Source organism: Providencia sp. PROV_01, from assembly GCF_053098325.1.
This window is the reverse complement of record NZ_JBRFKD010000002.1, coordinates 3,984,735-4,008,014: the sequence shown is the minus strand read 5'-3', so window position 1 is coordinate 4,008,014 and position 23,280 is coordinate 3,984,735. Positions and strand designations below refer to the sequence as shown.

Genomic DNA, 23,280 nt, shown 5'->3' with positions numbered 1-23,280 from the left:
TCCATGAGCCAAATATCTGTATTAGTGGTTGTCGAGCATGATAATCAAACAATAAAAAATTCTACTTATCATAGTATTAACGCTGCAAAACAGCTTCTTACCGCGGGTGATCATTTGCACTTATTAATTGCAGGAGATGAGACGGAATTGGTCGCTCAGCTAGCTGCGAGTATACAAGGTGTGAGTAAAGTTCTAGAAATACAATCAGATAACTTGAAAAACCAACTCGCAGAACCGATGGCTCACGCCGTGGTTAATATTGCAAAGGAATATACCCATTTACTGTTTCCTGCGACGACATTTGGGAAAAATATAGCCCCACGGGTTGCTGCAACGTTAGGGGTAGCACAAATTTCAGACATTACTCAAGTTATTGATTCTCAAACCTTCATTAGACCTATTTATGCAGGAAATGCGTTAGCAACAGTACAAAATAATGGCCAACAAGTCGTGATTACGGTGCGTAGTTCGGCATTTTCAGGGGGATATGAAACACAAAATAATGCTGAAATTGAAACCATTTCCCTTGCCGATATTCCCTTGCGCAGTCAGTTAAAAAGCCAATCTCTAACCCAAGTTAGCCGTGCGGAATTGAGCTCTGCAAAAGTGGTTATTTCAGGAGGGAGAGGTTTGAGCTCTGGTGAAAATTTTGCACTATTGGAAACAATAGCTGACAAATTGGGCGCTGCGGTTGGTGCCTCACGTGCTGCGGTCGATGCAGGTTTTGTTCCGAATGACTATCAAGTCGGACAAACAGGAAAAATTGTCGCGCCAGAATTATATATTGCAGTAGGAATTTCGGGTGCTATTCAGCATGTTGCAGGCATGAAAGAAAGTAAAGTAATCGTTGCGATTAATAGTGATCCTGAGGCGCCGATTTTCCAAGTTGCGGATTACGGCATTGTTGGCGATCTGTTTGAGATCTTACCGGAATTTGACAAAGCATTAGCGTAAGAGGTGGACGAATGGCTATCGACAAGATTGATAAGATAAACGAGGCTCCCGAGCGGGAATCGATGGAGTTCGATGTCCTGATTGTCGGTGGTGGACCCGCAGGGTTATCTGCAGCAATACGATTAAAACAGCTAGCCGCAGAGAAAGGAACAGATATCTCGGTTTGTTTAATTGATAAAGGCGCACAGATAGGTGCTCATGTTTTATCTGGTGCAGTGATTGATCCACGGGCTCTCGATGAATTGCTGCCAGGCTGGCAGCAAAAAGTTTCAGGCCCCTTAACACCTGTAAACCATGACCGTTTTTTATGGTTGAAAGAAAAAAAAGCAAGTCATTTACCCCTATCTTTATTACCAAACTGTTTGAAAAATGATGGTAATTTCATTGGCAGCTTAGGGCAGGTAAGTGCGGCTCTTGCTGTTGAAGCTGAAAGATTAGGGGTTGATGTTTTTGCTGGTTTTGCTGCAACTGAAGTGCTATTTGATGAGACAAACCAAGTAATTGGCATCACCACCGGAGATATGGGGCTTGATAAATCAGGTAACCCAACGGCGATGTATCAACCGGGTATGAATTTACTTGCGAAAATGACCTTTTTTGCGGAAGGGTGCCGAGGTCAACTCGGTAAACAATTAATCAACCATTTTAATTTAGCCGCAGAGAGTGGCAAACAAACCTATGGTTTGGGAATTAAGGAAATCTGGCAAATTCCAAAAGAGCAACACCAAGCAGGGTTAGTTGTCCATTCTGTTGGTTGGCCACTAGATAACCACACCTATGGCGGTGGTTTTGCTTATCACTATGGAGATAACTTAGTCGCAGTGGGTTTGGTCGTCGGGCTAAATTATGAAAACCCTTATTTATCGCCATTTGATGAGTTTCAACGCTTAAAAACTCATCCCGCTTTTAGTGAATTTTTATCGGGTGGAGAACGGATCAGTTATGGTGCTAGAACGATGGTGGCGGGGGGATTAGCCGCGTTACCTGAATTAAGCTTTCCTGGTGGGGTGCTAATTGGCGATGATGCAGGTTTTTTAAATGCGGCCCGTATTAAAGGTACCCATTGTGCCGTTAAAAGTGGCGCACTAGCGGCAGAAGCGTGCTTTAGTGCTACCCAGAATGGAATGGTTGATTATTTACAGTTTAAAAAGCAGTTCCGCCAACTATTTGAAGAGAGCTGGTTATATCAAGAGCTTTACCAAACACGGAATTTTAAGCCTTATATGAAAAAAGGGTTAGTAGTTGGTTCAATGCTATTTGGTGCAGAACAACTGTTATTAAAAGGGCGTAGCCCGTGGACGTTGAAATTAAAACAATCGGACCACGAAGGAATAAAAGAAGCGAAAGGTTTTACACCGATAAACTACCCAAAACCCGATGGTAAATTAATTTTTGATAAGCCTTCTTCCGTGTTTTTATCGAATACCAACCATGAAGAGGAACAACCCTGTCATTTAAAACTGGCTGATACTAATGTCCCTATCCAAATTAATTTAATGAAATATGCCGCACCTGAGACGCGTTATTGCCCCGCTGGAGTCTATGAAATTATAGGGAATAAAAGTGAAGAAAAACTGCAAATTAATGCACAGAACTGCCTGCATTGTAAGGCTTGTGACATAAAAGATCCGTTACAAAATATCACCTGGACCGCTCCCCAAGGAGGGGAAGGGCCTATTTATCAAGGAATGTAAAACGAATTTATTGTGATGTAGATGTGCTTGATATTTTTTGTTTTATCAGTCGCTTTGGGGCAATTTTGCCCCATTTTTTTATTTCTGCATTAATTCTCAATTCGCGAATGTAATTTTAATTTGTAGCGCGAACCAGCGGTGATCATTTTAACATAGCTAATTAGGGTACTACCCGTCCAAGTGCGTCGACTAAGTTGTAAGCAAGGTGAGCTTTCTTTAATTGATAATGATTGAGCGATGGACTTTGTGGCTAATGCGGCTTCAATGGTATGTTCCATTTCACTGACAGGAAAATGGCGTTGCAAATAACCGCTAGGTGTTTCTGTATCGCCATATTTTTGCTTCACAAAGTCAGGCACAATGGCGTGGTTAACATAACGTTCTTCTAACATTAAAGGAATATCGTTTTCAAAATGAAGAACTTTACAGTAGCCCACATCACTTCCTTCGCTAATTCCGAGCTGTAGCGCGATTTCTGCTGATGCGGAAATAGTTTTAAGTTGTAATTGGTGACCGCTATATTTGTTACCGCTCGTTGAGATCTCATCAAAAATATCAAATGCTTTTGTAACCGGAAGCTCATGTTTTTGGGTGGCAACAAATGTGCCTTTCCCTGCAATACGATTTAGGATCCCTTTTTGGCTTAACTCTGAAATGGCTTTATTCACCGTCATACGGCTTACATTAAATTGAGCGCATAGCTCTAATTCTGTCGGTATTTGAGTTTCAGGCTTAAAAATACCTAAATCAATACTGCGTAAAATGTAAGACTGAATTTGCTTATATGCAGGTTGTGATGTCATCGCTATTATTCAAAATTATTGTTAAAGGAAGGAGTGGTAAAATTGCTTTATTGCCACATTTCACTCACAAACTTTGTATTGAATGCAAGTTTATCAGTAATTGCCGGCTTTGCTAGTAGGAGACACCTATTTCTAATGATTAACCTGAGTTAAATAACAGTTTAGGGTGCTCGTCATTGTCTGAATTATTTTATTATAAGGTAAGTTTTACTAGGGCTATATACCTTTATTTATTATCATAATGTTAAATTTACTTAGCGAAATAGGCATTTACTCATGCGAGTTCAATATTTCCATGTCAGTCTTACTCAATGTGATTATCAAAATGTCAGTCCAATGGGGATGGTAAGATTGATTGCCTCTGAAAAAGTATTTTTCTTTAATCAGGATGATTTTTCAAATAGCCAAATTTTTTTAGAGCGCATACAGCAAGGTGACTCTTTGGTTATTTGTGCAGAAGAGATGAATGATGGAAGCTATTGGGTTGAATGGGTTTACCATGCAGAGCATGGCCGGCTTGAACCTGATAGAACCGTTAGCTTCAATCGTTCATTAGGAAAACAATACTTAATTTCGTTAGCCTTAATGGCCCTGATACCTGCGGTGTATTACTGTTTTACTGAGGCAGACGACAGTTTCTTGATGATCATATTAGTGGCCATTTTGGGTTGTGCTGCTTTCTCTGGGATCGTTCTTTTTGGCTTAGCACTCGCACAAACAAAGCATATTTTAAGTCCAAAACGAAAGTTAATTTTGAAAGCGCTAGATTCACTTATTGCTGGGAAATATAAACTGTTTGAAGAAACTTCATATATTGAAATCGACGGTATCAAAAATCCTAAATCTAAGCCTGTAAAGTTACATAAAGCCGCTGAAATTAATGTTGATAAAACATCACTATCAGTTACAAAAGGCAAGGTAAATATCACTGCAAATTACAACCTTACGATCGCTGCAGGAGATACTCTCCAAACACTCAATAAAGTTAATTTACAGATTAATAAAAAACACATGGGAGTTTTAGTCTCAGCAAATGAGCCTCTTTTTAATAATCATAAACTATTTATTGCGCAGGAGGATGAACTTGAGGTTTTACATAAAAACATTCAGGAAAATTCAAAGGAACAAGTGGTTTTTGGCATTCTCAATCATCAAGACGGACTAGCATATAGTCTGATTGGTAAAGGTGCTCCACAAGAAAGAGGGTTCTATATTGGTTTATGGGGTTTTATTTTTTGTATTCTAGCGCTTTTCATTCTAGTTGCTGGTTGGGCATCTATTAGTGAAACCTTTGAAAAAGGCGGCTATTGGGATTATTGGGACTGGATGAATATTATTGATACTGGTGTCATGTTTATAAGTTTCTCAGGAACTATTTTACTCGGAATAAGCTTCCTTATTGCTTTATGTGTGGCGATTTATTTTAAAGTGTCAAAACGCGGTAATGCCTATTATCAATCTCAATATTTTTTAAAACAACTTCGTCGGCAGCACGGTAAAACAGATTATGTGACGGAGGTGCGTTCATGAACCCATTTCTCAGTAAACGATTCCTTATTTTAACGTTTATTTTCTCATTCAGTTTATTGTTAACTCTTTTTATTTTTATTCGTGGTGGCACGGAAGATTGGCAATGGCAAAACCATAATGAAAATAGTGTAGCAATAGGTAGCTATGATTTCGCAACGACATTTCCATCTGAAAAGGGGATGCTAATAATAGCTCAAAAAAGCAGCCGTTCTAGCTATTATTATTCTTATAGTCCTTATGAAACGTTGAGTGAATATGATTACCAGATATTGTTTGCAGATAATCAAGGTGTCCATTTTATTACGTATGGTGACCAAAGCTTCTATAATGCTGTTTGTGAAAGAAATGAGTGCTTAATCATGCTAAGGGATGGCTACCGTACTATTAATTTAACCAACTTTTCGGTAAGTGAATTAATTCCTTGGGGAGATAAGCCCAGTACTCTATTTTCGACATTAATTATGGGTAAAATTTATCAATCTAAAGGTTCTCCTTTTTATGTGGTTGCGGATAATGAAAATATCTTTATTAGCACAGATAAAGGAATGACATGGGAACATTTTATGAATGTTCGTGATTTAGCTAAATCATTATTCCCTGAGGAAATTGCGGGTAATTCAAATTTCTCCTACGCGACTTATCGAGATAAAATCGTAATGTGGTACAGCTATGGTAATCAAATGGGATCGCTAGAAGTTATTATGGATATCCCCACTAAACAGGTTATTAGTAGTAAATGGCTACCTGTCAGAATTAATGAATCAGCACAAAATCGTCATGGCGATATTTTTGTGGTTGCTCAGGAGCCTTCACGCCGTTTATTTTCTTTGATGCAATTCCAGACTAATGGTGATTTTGACGTTATCGCAGAAAGCGGTTATAACCATTTGAACAGCTTAAAAGTTGGTAATCAGGGGGTAATTGTTTCGAATTCAGTTAGAGGTTCACAACAATACTTAATGATGGATATTGCAACGAAAGAGATCCGTTATCGCCCTGAATATCCTTTGTATAACAAAATATATAATATGACGGACCAATCCTTGATTGAAATAGAAAGTAGTTATTCTAATGAAAGTAACCTGACTAAGGGAACGTCTATTACTTATCAATCTTTGCATTGATATGCGATTGTGATTTAGCGTGTTCTCATTCAAGAAGGATAGGGGAAACTCTATCCTTTTTTATATTGGTTACTTAAAAGGTTGATTTAATGCGGAGATGGGGATAGCTTGCGGTAAAAAATTTCGAGTTAAGATGAGTAAGAGGGCCTTTCAATGGTAGATTGAAAAATAGATAAAAATTAATCAATTCTAATTAATTATATGGAAATATTACCTTTAATCAGAAAAAACAAATAAAATAAAAGAAATATAGATAATAATATATATTATTATCTATAGAGGGTGATATTCGATATCATCACTAAAGATTACTAATTAAATTATTTTTTTAAATTTATCCATGTTTAATCAAACGGTTGATTTTATTTTAGTAAACCTTAGTGACTTTATGAATATTATCGTAATTGAAAATTAAGCTAAACATAAGGTAAAAAATAGGTAGTATTGACTAGATCCTATTCTTCATTTAATGCAAAATAACAGTGCAAAAATTAATTCTAATTCTAATTTTATTTTAATTGAGATAGCTAAATGAATATATCCAAAATCAGTATTGCATCTATTTTTATTGCAAGTGCATTATTAAGTGGTTGCGCTAAAGAATCTTCTCGCTCTTTAGCTGTAGAAAAAGTTGCGACATATAATACTCAATATTCAGGTCCAAAAAGCCCAATATCAATAGGGAAATTCGATAATCGTTCTAGTTATATGAATGGTATTTTCTCTGATGGTGTAGATCGTTTAGGTAATCAATCTAAAACCATTTTGATGACACATTTACAGCAAACAGGTCGTTTTAATGTATTAGACCGTGCAAATATGCAAGAGCTTAAAGAAGAAGCTGGCATTAATGGTCAGTCTCAACAGTTAAAAGGTGCAACTTATGTGATTACTGGTGATGTTACTGAATTTGGGCGAAAAGAAGTTGGGGATCGCCAGTTATTCGGTATTTTAGGTCGTGGTAAATCACAAGTAGCATATGCCAAAGTCAATTTAAACGTTGTTAATGTTCAAACATCTGAAGTGGTATTTTCTTCACAAGGTGCTGGTGAATATGAATTATCAAATAGGGAAGTGATTGGTTTTGGTGGTACCGCTAGTTATGACTCAACATTGAATGGAAAAGTATTAGATTTAGCCATTAGGGAAGCTGTAAATAACTTAGTTTCGGGTATTGAAAGCGGTGCATGGCAGCCAGCTAAATAAGGAAATACGATGAAAATTAAATTATTGGCTGTTATGGCCGGTGCGATTTTATTAAATGGCTGTGCCAATGAACCAAAACCATTATATAACTGGGATGGTTATCAAACAACGGTTTACCAATATTATCAACAAACAGAAACTAGCCCCCAAGAACAAATTCAAGCTTTGAAAAAGAATTTGGAAATGAGCAAAGCAAAAGGTTTGGCAACTCCGCCAGGGTTACATGCACATTTAGGGTTATTGTATTCAACAACCGGAGCGGTTGATCTTGCAATGCAAGAATTCACTGCAGAAAAAGCATTGTATCCAGAATCTGCGGCTTACATGGATTTTCTCATGAAAAATAAAGGAAAAGTAAAATGAAACATTTACTTATAGTCTGCGGATTGGTGATGACATGGTTATTAACGGGATGTGTTCAGCCAACTAAAGTTGATTACACGGCATTTAATCAAAGTAAACCAAAAAGTATTCTGGTGCTATTACCACAAAATAGTTCACCAGAGATACAGGCAAGTCATGGTTTATTATCACAAGCGACCTTTCCTTTAGCTGAGGCGGGTTATTATGTGTTCCCTGTTGCTGTTGTTGAGGAAACTTTTAAGCAAAACGGGATGACAAATGCGGGTGATATTCAGGCTGTTCCTCCAGCAAAATTACGTGAAATTTTTGGTAATGATGCGGTACTCTATTTGAATATCACTGAATACGGAACAAGTTATCAGGTTATTTCCAGTGATACTCGCGTTACAGCGGATGCAAAATTGGTTGATGCTAGAACAGGGGCGTTACTATGGAGTGGCTCCGCAACTGCATCGAGTGCTGAAAATAATTCCTCGTCAAATGGTATTATTGGGGCGTTAGTGTCTGCTGTTGTTAACCAAATCGTAGATACAATGACAGATAAAAGCTATGCAATTGCAGGTATAACAAGTGTTAGGTTATTATCTGCTGGTAAGCCTAATGGTATCTTATATGGGCCTAGATCACCTAAATACGGTAAAGATGCTCAGTAATTATTAATTATTTGAATAATGGGTAAAATAGGATAAAACTATTTTACCCATTTTATTTAAGTTATCTTTTATTTAAGTTAAATTAATGTATTTAATTATGTTGTTATATTAAGTATATGTATTTTTTACTAATGTAGTTAAACTAAACTTAATAAAATTAAACTCTTATTTAATAAATAAATTAAGACTGTGACTTGAGTCAAGTTGTTCCAGCCTCTCTTACTAATAATGTGATAGAGGTACAATATTATGACAATAGCGATTACTTTAGTAATACAACTGTTATATATATAATAGTTGTCGGTTGTACTAATTCCTCGTTGATAGGAGTCATAGTATGTTCTTGTTAAACGAATCTCTTATTTCAAGGTATTTCTTCTATATGAAGAAATGGTTCAATATTGATATCTCTTTAGCCTTCTTTTTCCCAAATAAATAACCTTTCTATTTTCCTTTCTTAAAGTTTTTTTAACTTATTTCACTATGGGTTAAATCTCTATTATTTAATGAAAAATTAAAGGTATTATCATGGCTAAAAGAATCGTAGAACCATTCCGTATTAAAATGGTAGAAAATATCCGTATTCCATCAAGAGAAGAACGCGAAGCGGCGTTAAAAGAAGCAGGATATAACCCATTTTTACTACCAAGCAGTGCGGTTTATATTGATTTATTAACTGACTCAGGTACTAATGCGATGAGTGACCACCAGTGGGCAGCAATGATTACTGGTGATGAAGCGTACGCAGGATCTCGTAACTATTATGATTTAAAAGATAAAGTGAAAGAGATGTTTGACTATGATTATGTCATTCCTGCTCACCAAGGTCGCGGTGCTGAAAATATGTTATTCCCTGTTTTATTGAAAGTAAAACAGGAACAAGGCGGTGCTAAAAAACCGGTATTTATTTCTAATTTCCACTTTGATACAACAGCAGCACACGTTGAATTAAACGGTTGTAAGGCAATTAATATTGTTACCGAAAAAGCCTATGACTCGGATACTTATGATGATTGGAAAGGCAATTTTGATATCCAAAAATTAAAAGATAATATTGCTGAGCATGGTGCAGAAAACGTTGTTGCAATTGTATCTACTGTAACTTGTAATAGTGCGGGCGGTCAGCCAGTATCAATGGCGAATTTGAAAGAAGTTTATGAGATTGCTAAACAACATAATATCTTTGTTGTCATGGACTCGGCTCGTTTTTGTGAAAATGCGTATTTTATTAAAGAGCGTGATCCTAAATATAAAAATTCGACAATTAAAGAAATTATTCTTGATATGTACAAGTATGCTGATGCATTAACGATGTCAGCGAAAAAAGACCCACTATTAAATATCGGCGGGTTGGTTTGTATTAAAAATGACGAAAAAATCTTCACACTGGCAAGACAACGCTGTGTTCCAATGGAGGGTTTCGTGACCTATGGTGGCTTAGCGGGTCGTGATATGGCCGCAATGGTACAGGGTCTTGAAGAAGGGGCTGGTGAAGAATATCTGCATTATCGTATAGGGCAAGTTAAATACTTAGGCGACCGCTTACGCGAAGGTGGTATTTCAATTCAATATCCTACAGGCGGGCACGCAGTATTCGTCGACTGTAAAAAACTGGTTCCACATATTCCAGGTGACCAATTCCCTGCGCAAGCTGTTATAAACGCACTTTATTTGGAGTCTGGTGTTCGTGCGGTTGAAATTGGTTCATTCTTATTAGGCCGTGATCCTGAAACGGGCAAACAAAAACATGCAGACATGGAATTTATGCGATTAACTATTGCGAGACGCGTATATACCAATGACCATATGGATTACATTGCAGATGCTCTCATTGGGTTAAAAGATAAATTCGCAACTCTGAAAGGTCTTGATTTCGAATATGAACCACCAGTATTAAGGCACTTTACTGCAAGATTAAAACCAATTAAATAATAGGTCGTTCTTATGGTTCCCGTGCAATGCGGGAGCCTCATCCTTATTCTTAAGGTAAACACCATGAATAATTCGGCAGCCAAAAAAGAACCCTCCATAATGGTAGGGGGTTTTGTGCTAGGCGGTGCCATGATAGGGGCGGGTATGTTTAGTTTGCCCACTATTATGGCTGGAGCTTGGTTTATTAACTCTGTAGTTATCTTGTTAGTTGTTTGCTTTTTTATGTTTCATTCAGGGATTTATATTTTAGAATGTATATCGAAATATGGATCAGGAACGAATTACTTTTTCATATCTAAAGAATTATTACCAAAATGGGCATGCTATATAGCTAATATGGCATTAATATTTGTACTCTACATATTAATATATGCCTATATATCAGCCGCAGGTTCAGTGATTAAAGAAGCCGCCGCCATTTATGGATACAACATCAACTTAAGGTTAATATTTATTATCTTTACATTAATATTAGGTGCGAGTATTTGGTGGAGTGGCGTTGGAGCAAGCCGTTTAACATCATTATTTTTATTTATTAAAATAGTTTTATTTATTTTGGCTTTCTCTGGGTTATTTTTTATTGTAAAAACAGATTTGTTATTAACTTCACCGGTTGAGGGCGGACAAACAGCATTGCTACCTTTTGTCTTTATTATTATCCCCTATGCAATTACTTCTTTTGGTTATCATGGGAATGTTTGTAGTCTATATAAGCTTTATCATGAGAATGAAAGAAAGGTTGTTAAGAGTTGTGTTATCGGTTGTGTATTAGCACTGGTTCTCTATTTTCTTTGGATCATGGGGACAATGGGAAATCTACCACGGGCAGAGTTTTTAACAATTATTAATAAAGGCGGTAATTTAGACGCATTTATTGAATCATTATATGCAGTGCTGAATAGCAAAAATATTGCGACATTCTTACTGTGGTTTTCTATTAGTGCTGTATTCTGTTCATTCTTAGGTGTCGCAATTGGGTTATTTGATTACATTCTTGCTTCGCTAAATTTTAAAGATAACCCATCAGGTAGAATGAAATCTGCATTATTATGCTTCTTGCCTCCTCTTATTCTTTGCATGTTATTCCCAAATGGTTTTTTGATCGCAATAGCTTATGCAGGTATGGCGGCATGTATATGGGCGATTATTTGCCCTGCAGTTATGGCATTAAAGGTAAGAGAGCGTTTTCCTGAATCTAAATTTAAAGTGTGGGGCGGAAAGGGGTTAATCTATGCCGTAATCGCTTTTGGTGTCTTTGGTATTATTTGCCAATTGTTAGCGCAGTTTAATTTGTTACCGATATACCGTTAATTTTTCAAAATACAAGCTGTAAAATAACTGCAAAGGTACAGTGAGGGTTCGCTGTACCTTTTTTCTGTCCAACAATATGGCTGACTGTAAGCTAGTATTGAAATATGACCGTTTTTTTAAAGTACATTTTAATATTTTGTCCTTGATAAATAATGGGTTTAAAGGTCATTTTTTTAATCGCTTTCACCGCTTCTTCTTTAAAACCTAAATCAGGGATCTTGTTGTTTAATATTTCAACGGATTCAACTTGGCCATCTAATCCAACTAATAACCGAATTTGTATTTTAACCACTTTTGTATAGCCTAAGGAGCGAGCCTCTTTTGGATACTTAGGGGTCGCATCCTGTAAAATTGTATAGGAAATACCACTCGAACCGAGTGCGGTATAACTCCCATCACCATTAGCAGCGAATTGGTTATTACCCGATAATATATTATTCCCTTTACCACCTTGACTACTTTCTGAAGTTGATGAGGTGGTGGAAGAATGATTTTTAGCCGCTGAATTGGATGGTGTTTCTTTAGCTGTTTCTAGTGAGTCTTGCTGTGTTTCATGGCTTATTTTATTGGCAATAAGCTGATTTTCTGTGTTATTTCGAGTGTCATTGTTCAGTAATTTACTTTGTTTTTCTTGTTTTTTTCCTTGTACGGGCTGACTGATCTCCGGTTTTATATTTACTTTGGTTTTCTGTGTGAGCAAAGGTGATTCAATTGTATTATCAACGGGGACATTAACAGGAGTTAATGAATTTTTAAGTTGGGTTTTTGAGGGTATTTTACTTTCATTAGGTTGAGACTTGCTAAGCTGCTTCAATTGTGAAGCAGCTTCAGCCTTCGAGGAGGATTCTGATATAACTTCTTGTAATTGCGCTTGTCTCTTACTACTCTGCTCTCCTGAGCCCCCAGCGGAGCCCATTGGTCCCCCTAGAGATAGCGTTATCGTTTCCTCACCTTCGACCATAGGTAGCGCCCTACCTGCTTGTAGGGCGATAAACATAATGGCAATGATATGGATAACGAGTGACAGTGCTAAAGCAAGTTTATAACGAAAAAACGGGTTTATAGTCACTGAAACATTTCCTGTTTAAATCAATAGGTGGCTTTGATACCTGCAAAGAATGAGCGCTCATTTCCAGGAATCAATGAGCCGTAGCCTGCAGTAACATAGTCGTAGTAAGTTTTATTCATTAAGTTAGTGACCCCACCATATAATTCAATGTGTTCAATCGGTGTGTAACGAACACTCAGGTCAATGAGCTCACGTGATTTAACAACGCCATCTTCTTCTTTATTGGCATCAGAAAGGAAGTTATTGTACGAACCATAATAGGTGTACTGAATATCTCCTGATAAATCCTCAGTAAAGTCGTATTTTACTTTTAGTTTAACGGAGTGCTCTGGCACTTTAGTTAAACCACTTTTCGTGTAATCAATGGTGTTTTTGCCATTTTCTTCCAAGAATTGGCGGCCATGGTTGTTATAATCAGAACGTCCTCTGAGCCATGAATATGATTCTTGGAAGGTGAAATCACCGAGCGTTTGCTGGAAGTCAACATCGGCTCCCCAGCGGCGAGTTTTTAACAAATTCATTGTCTTCGCATCATTGACGCTAGTGAGATAAATGCGATTTAACTGATTATTTGTATTGGATGTCCAGAACGTGACATTGACAGTACTAAACGCTAATTTGTCTCTTAAGCCGACCTCAAATAAGTCATATTTCTCATCTTCTGCCTTAGTCGGCGTGTAAATTTTTTCACCATTAACGACCGATTGGTCACTGATTTGCAAGCCATCGGGAAGGGTGTAGCCTCGTTCATATCGCCCATAAACTCGACCTGTATCGCGATAAAGGTAAGCAAGAGAAAGTTCTGCAGCGGTATTCCAACGGTCTGAAGTACCTGATCCATTTACCGTACCGCTTTTATCAAATGACCATTCCGCCAATTCACGTCTTAGCCCTTGAGTAAAAACAAATTGATCTGATTTCAGGCTGTTAAGGACATAAATTGCCTTTGTGGTTTTATCATAATCGAAATTATGAGGAACCCCATAATATCGGCCTTTACTGTCCTTTTTATAGCTTCCAATATAATGAATAGAAGCCTTTTGTTTGGAATAATCTATGCCCAAAAGTAGGTTACTATCATCAAGATAGCCGATATCTAATTTGATTTTTGTTCCGTGGCTTTTTTGATTAACTTTTTGTTCCCAGTTGGCATTATTAGTATAAAAACCATCAGTGTAGAAAACATCAGTAGCAAAATTGAGTTTATCCGTAAATGCATTTTGGTAACTTAAATTATAGCTATCGACCTCGCGGTCACCAGTCAAATAACCGCTGATTGTTTTTTTAATTAACTTACCATTTTCATCAATACCGACAGTGACGGTTTTGTCTGGTGGAACGTAGTCTTTACCATACTTTTTGATATTACGTGATGTGAGCGTTTTTACGTATTGGGAACTTTCAGTGAGATGGCTTCCTCGCAACATCAGGCTTTGATCTGAAGTGAGATCCCATCTTCCACCTAATGAATAATATTCTGAATTACGGTAGGTATCTTTATAGTAAAGGTCACGATTTAGTTTACTGGCTGTGCCTAAAATTGAAAATTTATCATTAACCCGCGCTCCCAAATTAGCATTTAAACGGTATCCTTCTGAGTTCCATTCAGATAAAACACTTGTTTTGGGATTAGCCATACTTCTCAGGTTAGACGTGATATTAATGACTCCACCTGCAGTCCCTGAGCCGTAAATAACGCTTCCACCACCGGGAATGATTTCAATACGCTCAAGTTGTTCAACGGGAATAATATCGTAGTTAGTGGTGTAAGGGTGATTTGCTAATGTGGTAATTGGAGCCCCATCAAGTAATACTTGTAGGTTACGTTGTGAGGTTTCAGCCCCTTGTCCTCGCAAGTCTATATTACCTTGCCCAGAGGTATCGACACTAATACCAGGAACGGATTTAAGCACATCAGAGATTGTGCGATTTCCTTTACCTTGAATATCTTCTTTTGAAATAACAATAATTTGCTTGGTATCTCGTAAACGTTCTATTTCAACGTAGTCAGGCCTTGCATAACTATCTTGTAGCTCAATTGCATCGGTAGCATCTTGAAGCTGCGATGATTTAAGCTCTTTATTGGCTGCATGAGTTGTAAAAGAAAGTGTTGATAAAATAATGAAACAAATAAAATCTGGCTTAAATTTAACCATATTGTTTCCAACGGAGGAAATGTTTTTCATTGGAGTCGGTTTGCCTTTTTGTAATGATAATGCAAATGATAATCAATCTTATTATATTATTATTAATTTCAAGATCAATTAATTTAAACCAATTTATTCTATGTCTAATTATTTGATTTAAGTGGAAATAAATTGTTGACTTAGGGGGTATATGTTACTGAGGGGATGGTAGCTTTTACGTCAGGATAGACATGAAAATAGTATTCGAGATGGTTCATTTACTCAGGTTGGATTCTTGTATTTAGCGATCTACTTCAAATTACTCACATTAATCTCAAATTTTTAATTTTCTCTGATTCCCAAAATCAAATAGTAACCCCCTTGAAATATAAGTATTTTTACCTATTTAGGATAAAGAACAACCAAATCTAGCGGTTAAAATATTTTCCTATAACGCCGATAAAGTTAAATATTGTCAGATTATCCCACCAAAAGAGAAATTCTATGCAGAAACTTCGAAATTACTCAATTCGCACTGTGGTCTTCGTATTGTTAAGTATTTTGTGTCTGATCTTGGGGGGAACGAATGTATATAGTGGTTGGTCACTATCACGCATTGCTGATGGAAACGATATTGATAGGCAATTAGTACAACAAATGACGGTGATCAGTCAGGGAAATGACCAATACTTCCGTTTTGTTACACGGTTAACCCGGGTAATGGAAAGTAAAGGTGAAGGAAAAACAGTGGACTATGGCCCCGTCAGAGAGGCAATGTCCAATATGGAAAAATATTTAGAGCAGATGAAATTGATTTCCCCAGGGCCAATGACTCCTGAAATTGCAGAGCAGGTAATTAGCAGTTGGCAAGCACTACTTGATGATGGGGTAAAGCCTCAATTAGCCCTTAGTATGGAAAGTGATACCAATAAATATTTGTCCCACGCCCATAATATCACTCCCGCATTGAGCCGAGCGTTTGGTTCTTCAATTCAAAAATTCAACCAGACAGCAGAAGAGTTGATTAGCCAAGCTCGAAATCATGTTGATAACGTGATGGATATTACGCGAATGGTTATGATCATCACTGCAATATTAGGGATCTTTATGCTCATTTTTACGGATCGCTATATGGCAGAAATGATGCAAAAACCACTAGGTTTACTGAGACAGCATTTTATTGATATCGCAAAAGGTGATTTAAGCCATCCTGTACAGTCATTCGGAAATAGCTGTGTAGGAAAATTATTTCCAATACTTGAAGGGATGAGAAAAGATTTAAGTGAATCGGTCAATACAATCCGACAAGGAAGTGACAATATTTATTTGGGGGCAAGTGAAATTTCAAACGGTAATAGCGACCTTTCATCTCGAACCGAAGAGCAGGCCGCTGCGTTAGAAGAGACGGCAGCGAGTATGGAGGAAATTACAGCAGCAGTTCAACTGAATATGGAAAACACACTTCAAGCTAATCAGCTAGTCGGTGAAGCGTTCGTGGTCGCGAATAAAGGGAATAGCATTGTTGATTCAGTTGTCGTTACTATGAGTGAAATATCCCAAAGTTCACAAAAAATCGCAGATATCATCAACATGATTAACGATATCAGTTTCCAAACTAATATCTTAGCGCTCAATGCTTCTATCGAAGCGGCTCGTGCAGGTGTGCATGGGCGCGGTTTCATGGTGGTCGCTGCAGAGGTGCGTAAGTTAGCGAGCCACAGTGCAGAAGCAGCGATGGAAATTGAACGGTTAATTGCAGACTCAGGAACTTGTGTACAAAAAGGAACTGGTTTAGTGAACGAGATGGGCAAAACGATGGAGCATATTTTACAAGGAATTAATGAGGTGACAGCAATTATGGAGCAAATCACCGTAGCTTCAGAAGAGCAGAGCAAAGGGATCGCCCAAGTTGGGGTCGCTATTACACAGATGGACGGTGTTACACAGCAAAATGCCTCTTTAGTTGAGCAAGTGGCTACAGCAGCCAACTCATTAGCACAGCAAACTCAAGACCTACAACAAGCGGTTCAGAAGTTTAATCTATCTGCGGCTTGATAATAAAAAGCCCTCACTGGATTACAGTGAGGGCTCACAAAAATACTGCATTAACCGACTAGGATTAGTTCATGCCGTATTTTTTCAGTTTCTTACGCAGAGTGCCGCGGTTGATACCCATCATCAGGGCTGCACGGGTCTGGTTTCCACGGGTATATTGCATAACCATGTCCAACAAAGGCTGTTCTACTTCAGCCAATACCAGCTCATATAAATCATTAACATCTTGATTATTTAATTGAGCAAAATAGTTCTTCAGTGCTTGCTTGACTGAGTCACGTAACGGTTTTTGAGTTACTTGATCTTGTGAATTTACAGTAGCAACGGTTAGTACGTCAGAATTTACGCGTTGTTCGAACATAGTTCTGTCAGCTCTTATCTTTATTTACGCAAAAATTTTCAAAAAATGCCTCCAACACCTCCAGCTGTTCGCTGGCATCCTCAATGGTGTTGAATGAGCGCCGAAACTGGTCATCAGGTGCATGTTCTTTCAAGTACCAAGAAACATGTTTGCGCGCAATACGGGCTCCTTTGCCTTGACCATAGAAGTCGTGCAATTCCTGTACATGCGCTAGCATAATACGTTGTACCTCTGCCATAGGCATCGGTGGCAATATTTCACCTGTGTCCAGATAATGCTGGATTTCCCGGAAGATCCAGGGTCTTCCCTGAGCCGCTCTGCCTACCATCAAGGCATCCGCCCCTGTGTAGTCTAAAACAGCTCTGGCTTTTAGCGGGTCAGTAATGTCGCCATTGGCAATAACCGGAATGGTAACAGTCTGCTTAACTGCCCGAATATTGTCATATTCAGCTTCCCCATTAAACAGACAGGCTCTAGTTCTGCCATGAATAGTGAGAGCTTGAATGCCGCAATCTTCGGCCAATTTGGCAATCTCTATGCAGTTTCGCTCTTCAGGTGACCAGCCTGTGCGGATCTTAAGGGTAACTGGCACATCCACTGCTTTGACGACACCTTCAAGAATCGATTTCACGATTTCTGGGTAGCGTAGCAGTGCCGAGCCTGCAAGCTTACGATTCACTTTTTTAGCTGGACAGCCCATGTTGATATCGATGATTTGAGCGCCACTCTCAACGTTGATTTGAGCCGCGGCAGCCATTTCATCGGGATCATTGCCAGCTATTTGCACTGAACGAACCCCAAGTTCATCGCGATGAACCATTCTGAGTCTAGATTTGTCGGTCTTCCAAACTTGAGGATTAGAAGAAAGCATCTCTGATACTGTCATCCCAGCACCCATGTCATAACAGAGTGACCTAAACGGTTTATCTGTAATGCCTGCCATGGGGGCAGCAATAAGGCAGTTTCTCAACTGATATTGTCCGATTCGCATAACTAAATGGGGGCCATACTGTGACTGCAAGGGCGCGTATATTACGCATTTTTTACGAGATATGAAAGGACAAACTTTGAGCAAACGGTTATTTATCACTAATTTTTTTATCTTGCAGGTTTGCAATTATAAAATTAGTTATATTTAACAAATAGTTAAGTTGGTTCCATAACGATTTATTAAAATAACTGTTGTGCTGTTCAAATCTCGTGCAGAACAGATTATCGCCAGCTATTGAGCAATATTTGAGCTATAAGATAATCTATTCTGGCGTTGTTTTCAAAGAAATTATTCTCTGATTTTAATAAAAAAAATCACTAAAAATGCTTGACACCCGTAATCCGGCACCATTCTTCTTTTTCAGCGACAGGGTCAATGTCAAAAGTTGAACGGTATGCATCCGCAACACTTTCAGCTTGACTGGCGAGTACACCAGAAAGACCTAATAACCCACCCGGACGTGGTAGTACACTAATCATAGGGGCAAGTTCACGTAATGGGCCAGCAAGGATGTTAGCAACCACGACATCGGCTTGTAAGTCATTAGGTTGGTCTTTCGGTAAGTATAGGGATAAACGCTCTGAAACACCGTTACGTTGCGCATTATCGCGGCTTGCGGTGATAGCTTGGGGGTCGATGTCGATCCCAATCGCATGAGCGGCACCTAATTTTAATGCAGCGATCGCTAAAATTCCGGATCCACAACCAAAGTCGATCACGGTTTTACCTTCGAGATCAAGGCCGTCTAACCATTGAAGACATAATGAGGTGGTTGGATGTGTTCCAGTACCAAAGGCGAGACCAGGATCTAACATCACATTAACCGCTGTTGGATCGGGTACATCACGCCAGCTTGGGCAGATCCATAAACGTTCTCCAAAGCGCATTGGATGAAAATTATCCATCCACTCTCTTTCCCAATCTTTGTCTTCTAATTGTTCGATTTTATGGATAAAACCCGTGCCCAGTAGAGGACTATTTTCTAGTTGAGCGACGACAAGTTTCATGTCGGTTTCTGCATCGTAGAGCCCGATAACATCTGTATCACCCCAAAGACGTGTTTCCCCTGGAAGTGGCTCAAACACGGGTGTGTCATGGCTATCTTGAAAAGTGACGGATACCGCCCCTGTTTCGATTAACTCATCGCCAAGGTTTTCAGCATCTTTTGCGGTTGAGTTTAGTCTTATTTGTATCCAAGGCATTGTTTTTTCTCTTCTAAAATGCTCGTCATTCTTCACGCCATAGCGTTGTTGGCTGCGCTCACTAACTCTAGTCACATACTGGTGTATGCTCCTAGGGATTAGCTCGTTTGCCGCCTATCTATGACGCGAATTATCTAGAGCATTGCATTTGTTCATTTACATTAGGTAACGCCAAATTCACCTATCAGTAGATAGGAATCAGTGAGTGCTAGTTACCTGTTCGTTTGCTGGTGATTGTACTGGATTTTTGCCAAAAAGATTACCGACAAAAAAGGCAATAAGACTAAAAATCAGTGATGGGACGATAGCGTGAAAGCCCATGATTTCAATTTTAAAACTTGCCAATATGGCATAGCTGACGCCACCGACGACCATACCACTGATTGCACCTGTTCCATTGGCTTTTTCCCAATAGAGCCCGAGGACTAATGGCCACAAGAAAACGGCTTCTAAACCACCAAAAGCCAGTAAGTTCAGCCAGATAATCATTTGAGGCGGGTTCCATGCTGCAACTAAAAGCAACGCACCTAAGACCAAAGTGGAAAGGCTAGAGATCCGCGCAAGACGCTTTTCATTTTTGATTTGCTTTGGCACAGTGTTCAGATAGATATCTTTTACGATGGTCGCTGAGGATTGCAGCAGTTGTGCGTTGATCGTCGACATAATCGCAGCCATTGGTGCCGCTAGGAAGATCCCCGCAGCGAAAGGTGGCAGAACTTGTACCATCAAGGTCGGGATCACTTGGTCTGGGATCGTGAGGTCAGGTAAAATTGCGCGACCGAGAGCGCCTGCAAAGTGCATACCAAACATCAGCACTGCCATGACGATAGTTCCCAAAATAATGCCGCGGTGAACCGCTTTACTGTCTTTATATGAAATACAACGTACTGCGGTGTGAGGTAAGCCTATCACCCCAAAACAGACCAAAACCCAAAATGACGCTAAAAATGGCCCGCTTAAAATGTCATCTGCACCTTCAGGCGATACCAATTTCGGGTCTATGCTATGCATTTTTTCTATTGCAGAGGGTAGACCACCGGCATGGTAAATAATCGCCACTAGTAGGATCACCGTGCCTAATAGCATCACTAGCCCTTGCAGTGCGTCATTTAATACGCTAGCTCTAAACCCACCAATTGCGGTGTAGAGTGCGATGGAAACCCCAAAAATTATTAACCCGTAAGTATATGGAATACCTGCTGCTGTTTCTAATAAGCGCGCACCACCAATAAATTGCACTGTCATGGCACCAAAAAAGGCAATGAGCAGGCTAACACTGGCAAACCACACTAAAAATCGGCTTTGGTAGCGTGCATACAGCATATCGTTGAGCGTAACGGCATTATAGCGACGCGCCAAAATAGCAAATTTTTTACCAAGTACGCCGAGGGAAAGCCAAATAGCAGGCAGTTGGATCATCGCCAATAGCACCCAACCTAGGCCATATTTATAGGCAGCTCCCGGCCCACCAATAAAAGAACTCGCACTAATATAGGTAGCGGTAATGGTCATCGCAAGGACAAAGCCGCCCATTGAACGATTACCTAAAAAGTATTCATTTAAAAACTCGCCTTTTGTTCGTTTTTTATATGCATAAATGGATAGCAAAAAGACGAGAGCTAGGTAGCCGACGAGAGGCAGGAGAACTTCAATCTGCATCATTCTCCTCCAGAGAGATGTCTTTAAAAATCAGTTTAACCATTATAATGCAGAGCAAAATAAAAATGATGGGTAAGATGAGACAAGACCATTCAAACCACAGTGGTAGCCCTGTAACTCCAAGTGTATTGTCCGGCAGGTAGGCACTAATAACCCAGCCGACTAGATAGGCGATAGTCAAATAAAATGACCAGCGTGCTTCTTTATTTGATTGAAGAAAACGTTTATCCACCCGTTATTCCCCTTCATTCCCATAAAAAAATAATCAGCAATTGTACGATAATCCGTGGGCTGAGTGTGAAAAATAGCAGAAGAAAAGTGCAATAAAGCGTATTTAGCATAAAAAAATACCGTAACGCAGCGCGTTACGGTATCGATTAACGATGAGTTAAACAGGTTATCGCTGACTTATTCAGCAATACCCAGTTTTTTCTCTAAATAGTGGATGTTAGTTCCGCCTTTTTGGAAATTTTCATCGCTCATAATCATTTGGTGCAGTTCAATATTGGTTTTAATACCATCGACGATAAGTTCGTTTAACGCATTTTTCATACGAGAAATAGCGATTTCACGAGTTTCACCATAAGTAATTAATTTACCAATCATTGAGTCATAATACGGAGGTACAGTGTAGCCTGCGTAAATATGAGATTCCCAACGTACGCCAAAACCACCAGGAGAGTGGAAACGGGTGATTTTTCCCGGACTAGGGATGAAGGTATTCGGGTCTTCTGCGTTGATACGGCATTCCACAGCATGGCCGTGAACCACAATATCTTCCTGCTTAACTGATAATGGTAACCCAGATGCAACACGCAGCTGCTCTTTAATCAAGTCTACACCAGTGATCATTTCAGTGACTGGGTGCTCAACTTGAATACGGGTATTCATTTCGATGAAGTAGAACTCACCGTTTTCAAATAAGAATTCGAAAGTACCTGCACCGCGATAACCGATTTCAATACACGCATTGGCACAGCGCTCACCGATATTGCGGCGAATTTCAGGTGTAATACCTGGAGCTGGTGCTTCTTCAACCACTTTTTGGTGGCGACGCTGCATTGAACAGTCACGCTCAGCCAAGTAAACCGCATGGCCTTGGCCATCAGCCATGACTTGAATTTCAATATGACGTGGGTTTTCAAGGAATTTTTCCATGTAAACCATATCATTATTAAAAGCGGATTTCGCTTCAGCACGTGTTAGGTTGATAGAAGATTCTAAATCTTTCTCATTACGTACCACACGCATACCACGACCACCACCACCACCAGATGCTTTGATGATGACAGGGTAGCCGATACGTTTCGCGATGGCTTTATTTTTTTCAGTGTCGTTCCCTAATGGGCCATCAGAACCCGGAACGCAAGGTACACCGGCTTTTTTCATCGCGTTAATGGCAGAAACTTTATCACCCATTAGGCGGATGGTTTCAGCTTTTGGACCGATAAAAACAAAACCTGAGTTTTCAACTTGTTCTGCGAAATCTGCATTTTCAGCCAAGAAACCATATCCTGGGTGAATTGCTTGCGCACCTGAAATTTCCGCTGCTGAGATAATCGCAGGGATATTTAAGTAACTTTTCGCTGATGCTGCTGGGCCGATACAAATTGTTTCATCAGCCAGTAACACGTGTTTTAGATCGCTATCTGCCGTAGAGTGAACCGCTACTGTTTTGATGCCAAGTTCTTTACAGGCACGCAAAATACGTAATGCGATTTCTCCACGGTTAGCAATAACAATTTTTTCCAGCATGGAAACGCCTCGTTATTCGATGACAACTAATGGCTCGTCAAATTCTACTGCATCACCGTTTTGCAACAGAATGGCTTTAACAACGCCTGCTTTATCTGCTTCGATTTGGTTCATCATTTTCATCGCTTCAACGATGCAAAGTGGATCACCAACGCTGACCGTTTGACCAACTTCGACAAATGGCTTCGCTTCTGGGCTTGGTGCGCGGTAGAAAGTACCGACCATTGGTGAGCGAACTTGGTGACCTGCAACTGCGGCTGGTGCAGCTGGCGCTACCATTGCTTCAGATGGTGCAACTGCATTAGCCAGAGCAGGTTGTTGTGCAACCGGTGCTGAGTAATACTGTTGAGGTGCAGCCATAACCTGAGCAGCAGGTGAAACGCGGCTGATACGTACTGACTCTTCCCCTTCAGAAATTTCCAGTTCAGAAATGCCAGACTCTTCGACCAGCTCGATCAGCTTTTTAATTTTACGAATATCCATGGATATGAT

General features: G+C 39.3%; 20 protein-coding genes. 10 read left to right on the top strand and 10 right to left on the bottom strand.

All coding sequences use genetic code 11. The features are described from left to right. The first annotated feature begins 3 nt into the window (after nt 1–3). Entirely contained in the window at nt 4–954 is a 951-nt protein-coding gene (locus tag ACU696_RS19415) for an electron transfer flavoprotein subunit alpha/FixB family protein (RefSeq protein ID WP_004908175.1), read from the top strand. 11 nt (nt 955–965) lie between these two features. Further along, complete coding sequence (locus ACU696_RS19410) at nt 966–2,648, top strand: electron transfer flavoprotein-ubiquinone oxidoreductase (RefSeq protein WP_209101839.1); 1,683 nt, start codon at nt 966–968, stop codon at nt 2,646–2,648. 89 nt (nt 2,649–2,737) lie between these two features. On the opposite strand, the gene ACU696_RS19405 is transcribed toward ACU696_RS19410, so the two are convergent. Continuing rightward, nucleotides 2,738–3,451, bottom strand: a complete 714-nt coding sequence (locus ACU696_RS19405) for a UTRA domain-containing protein (protein ID WP_004908180.1) — start codon at nt 3,449–3,451, stop codon at nt 2,738–2,740. 276 nt (nt 3,452–3,727) lie between these two features. Here ACU696_RS19405 and ACU696_RS19400 point away from each other — a divergent pair, with 276 nt between their 5' ends. The 7 genes from ACU696_RS19400 to ACU696_RS19370 all read left to right on the top strand — a co-directional run bounded on the left by ACU696_RS19400 (nt 3,728) and on the right by ACU696_RS19370 (nt 11,570). Continuing rightward, nucleotides 3,728–4,981, top strand: a complete 1,254-nt coding sequence (locus ACU696_RS19400; RefSeq protein ID WP_228367264.1) for a hypothetical protein — start codon at nt 3,728–3,730, stop codon at nt 4,979–4,981. Next, on the top strand, nt 4,978–6,105 hold the full coding sequence (locus ACU696_RS19395; RefSeq protein WP_110731664.1) for a hypothetical protein: 1,128 nt from the start codon (nt 4,978–4,980) through the stop codon (nt 6,103–6,105). Before ACU696_RS19400 ends, ACU696_RS19395 begins: the two co-directional genes overlap by 4 nt. 531 nt (nt 6,106–6,636) lie before the next feature. Next, nucleotides 6,637–7,311 (top strand): CsgG/HfaB family protein, encoded by a 675-nt coding sequence (locus tag ACU696_RS19390; protein WP_110731665.1) that lies wholly within the window; start codon nt 6,637–6,639, stop codon nt 7,309–7,311. 9 nt (nt 7,312–7,320) lie between these two features. Next, on the top strand, nt 7,321–7,674 hold the full coding sequence (locus ACU696_RS19385) for a DUF4810 domain-containing protein (RefSeq protein WP_004908184.1): 354 nt from the start codon (nt 7,321–7,323) through the stop codon (nt 7,672–7,674). After that, complete coding sequence (locus tag ACU696_RS19380; protein ID WP_209101842.1) at nt 7,671–8,327, top strand: DUF799 domain-containing protein; 657 nt, start codon at nt 7,671–7,673, stop codon at nt 8,325–8,327. The genes ACU696_RS19385 and ACU696_RS19380 overlap by 4 nt, the downstream gene beginning before the upstream one ends. Before the next feature lie 528 nt (nt 8,328–8,855). Next, nucleotides 8,856–10,259, top strand: coding sequence for a tryptophanase (locus ACU696_RS19375; RefSeq protein WP_004908186.1), 1,404 nt, complete (start codon nt 8,856–8,858; stop codon nt 10,257–10,259). A gap of 63 nt (nt 10,260–10,322) precedes the next feature. After that, complete coding sequence (locus ACU696_RS19370; RefSeq protein WP_004908187.1) at nt 10,323–11,570, top strand: aromatic amino acid transporter; 1,248 nt, start codon at nt 10,323–10,325, stop codon at nt 11,568–11,570. Between the two features lie 91 nt (nt 11,571–11,661). Here the strand turns inward: ACU696_RS19370 and ACU696_RS19365 are convergent, their stop codons facing one another. Both ACU696_RS19365 and ACU696_RS19360 read right to left on the bottom strand, forming a co-directional pair. Next, entirely contained in the window at nt 11,662–12,639 is a 978-nt protein-coding gene (locus tag ACU696_RS19365; RefSeq protein ID WP_209101844.1) for an energy transducer TonB, read from the bottom strand. Between the two features lie 20 nt (nt 12,640–12,659). Further along, nucleotides 12,660–14,795: a TonB-dependent receptor gene (locus ACU696_RS19360; RefSeq protein ID WP_226537895.1), complete on the bottom strand. Its 2,136-nt coding sequence runs from the start codon at nt 14,793–14,795 to the stop codon at nt 12,660–12,662. Between the two features lie 474 nt (nt 14,796–15,269). Here ACU696_RS19360 and ACU696_RS19355 point away from each other — a divergent pair, with 474 nt between their 5' ends. Beyond that, a complete protein-coding gene (locus ACU696_RS19355) occupies nt 15,270–16,820 on the top strand; it encodes a methyl-accepting chemotaxis protein (RefSeq protein ID WP_004908190.1) in 1,551 nt (516 codons plus the stop codon). A gap of 64 nt (nt 16,821–16,884) precedes the next feature. Here ACU696_RS19355 and fis read toward each other — a convergent pair whose 3' ends face one another. From fis to accB, 7 genes are all read right to left on the bottom strand, one after another. After that, nucleotides 16,885–17,181, bottom strand: a complete 297-nt coding sequence (fis, locus tag ACU696_RS19350; protein ID WP_004258438.1) for a DNA-binding transcriptional regulator Fis — start codon at nt 17,179–17,181, stop codon at nt 16,885–16,887. Nucleotides 17,182–17,188: 7 nt separating this feature from the next. Next, a complete protein-coding gene (gene dusB, locus ACU696_RS19345) occupies nt 17,189–18,172 on the bottom strand; it encodes a tRNA dihydrouridine synthase DusB (protein ID WP_004908195.1) in 984 nt (327 codons plus the stop codon). A 317-nt stretch (nt 18,173–18,489) separates the two neighbouring features. Continuing rightward, nucleotides 18,490–19,374: a 50S ribosomal protein L11 methyltransferase gene (gene prmA / locus ACU696_RS19340; RefSeq protein ID WP_004908197.1), complete on the bottom strand. Its 885-nt coding sequence runs from the start codon at nt 19,372–19,374 to the stop codon at nt 18,490–18,492. Between the two features lie 198 nt (nt 19,375–19,572). Further along, entirely contained in the window at nt 19,573–21,033 is a 1,461-nt protein-coding gene (gene panF / locus ACU696_RS19335) for a sodium/pantothenate symporter (protein WP_004908200.1), read from the bottom strand. Beyond that, a complete protein-coding gene (locus ACU696_RS19330; protein WP_447343212.1) occupies nt 21,023–21,265 on the bottom strand; it encodes a YhdT family protein in 243 nt (80 codons plus the stop codon). Before ACU696_RS19330 ends, panF begins: the two co-directional genes overlap by 11 nt. A 176-nt stretch (nt 21,266–21,441) precedes the next feature. After that, nucleotides 21,442–22,788: an acetyl-CoA carboxylase biotin carboxylase subunit gene (gene accC / locus ACU696_RS19325; RefSeq protein WP_004908205.1), complete on the bottom strand. Its 1,347-nt coding sequence runs from the start codon at nt 22,786–22,788 to the stop codon at nt 21,442–21,444. A gap of 12 nt (nt 22,789–22,800) precedes the next feature. After that, nucleotides 22,801–23,271 (bottom strand): acetyl-CoA carboxylase biotin carboxyl carrier protein, encoded by a 471-nt coding sequence (gene accB / locus ACU696_RS19320; protein WP_004908206.1) that lies wholly within the window; start codon nt 23,269–23,271, stop codon nt 22,801–22,803. Nucleotides 23,272–23,280: the final 9 nt, after the last annotated feature.

What these genes read in the sequence shown, in the direction of transcription:
- ACU696_RS19375 (WP_004908186.1), top strand. Translation starts at nt 8,856, where the DNA reads ATGGCTAAAAGAATCGTAGAACCATTCCGTATTAAAATGGTAGAAAAT.
- dusB (WP_004908195.1), bottom strand. Translation starts at nt 18,172, where the DNA reads ATGCGAATCGGACAATATCAGTTGAGAAACTGCCTTATTGCTGCCCCC.
- ACU696_RS19410 (WP_209101839.1), top strand. Translation starts at nt 966, where the DNA reads ATGGCTATCGACAAGATTGATAAGATAAACGAGGCTCCCGAGCGGGAA.
- ACU696_RS19390 (WP_110731665.1), top strand. Translation starts at nt 6,637, where the DNA reads ATGAATATATCCAAAATCAGTATTGCATCTATTTTTATTGCAAGTGCA.
- ACU696_RS19415 (WP_004908175.1), top strand. Translation starts at nt 4, where the DNA reads ATGAGCCAAATATCTGTATTAGTGGTTGTCGAGCATGATAATCAAACA.
- ACU696_RS19405 (WP_004908180.1), bottom strand. Translation starts at nt 3,451, where the DNA reads ATGACATCACAACCTGCATATAAGCAAATTCAGTCTTACATTTTACGC.
- ACU696_RS19395 (WP_110731664.1), top strand. Translation starts at nt 4,978, where the DNA reads ATGAACCCATTTCTCAGTAAACGATTCCTTATTTTAACGTTTATTTTC.
- ACU696_RS19400 (WP_228367264.1), top strand. Translation starts at nt 3,728, where the DNA reads ATGCGAGTTCAATATTTCCATGTCAGTCTTACTCAATGTGATTATCAA.
- ACU696_RS19380 (WP_209101842.1), top strand. Translation starts at nt 7,671, where the DNA reads ATGAAACATTTACTTATAGTCTGCGGATTGGTGATGACATGGTTATTA.
- ACU696_RS19385 (WP_004908184.1), top strand. Translation starts at nt 7,321, where the DNA reads ATGAAAATTAAATTATTGGCTGTTATGGCCGGTGCGATTTTATTAAAT.
- accC (WP_004908205.1), bottom strand. Translation starts at nt 22,788, where the DNA reads ATGCTGGAAAAAATTGTTATTGCTAACCGTGGAGAAATCGCATTACGT.
- ACU696_RS19360 (WP_226537895.1), bottom strand. Translation starts at nt 14,795, where the DNA reads ATGGTTAAATTTAAGCCAGATTTTATTTGTTTCATTATTTTATCAACA.
- prmA (WP_004908197.1), bottom strand. Translation starts at nt 19,374, where the DNA reads ATGCCTTGGATACAAATAAGACTAAACTCAACCGCAAAAGATGCTGAA.
- ACU696_RS19370 (WP_004908187.1), top strand. Translation starts at nt 10,323, where the DNA reads ATGAATAATTCGGCAGCCAAAAAAGAACCCTCCATAATGGTAGGGGGT.
- ACU696_RS19355 (WP_004908190.1), top strand. Translation starts at nt 15,270, where the DNA reads ATGCAGAAACTTCGAAATTACTCAATTCGCACTGTGGTCTTCGTATTG.
- panF (WP_004908200.1), bottom strand. Translation starts at nt 21,033, where the DNA reads ATGCAGATTGAAGTTCTCCTGCCTCTCGTCGGCTACCTAGCTCTCGTC.
- accB (WP_004908206.1), bottom strand. Translation starts at nt 23,271, where the DNA reads ATGGATATTCGTAAAATTAAAAAGCTGATCGAGCTGGTCGAAGAGTCT.
- fis (WP_004258438.1), bottom strand. Translation starts at nt 17,181, where the DNA reads ATGTTCGAACAACGCGTAAATTCTGACGTACTAACCGTTGCTACTGTA.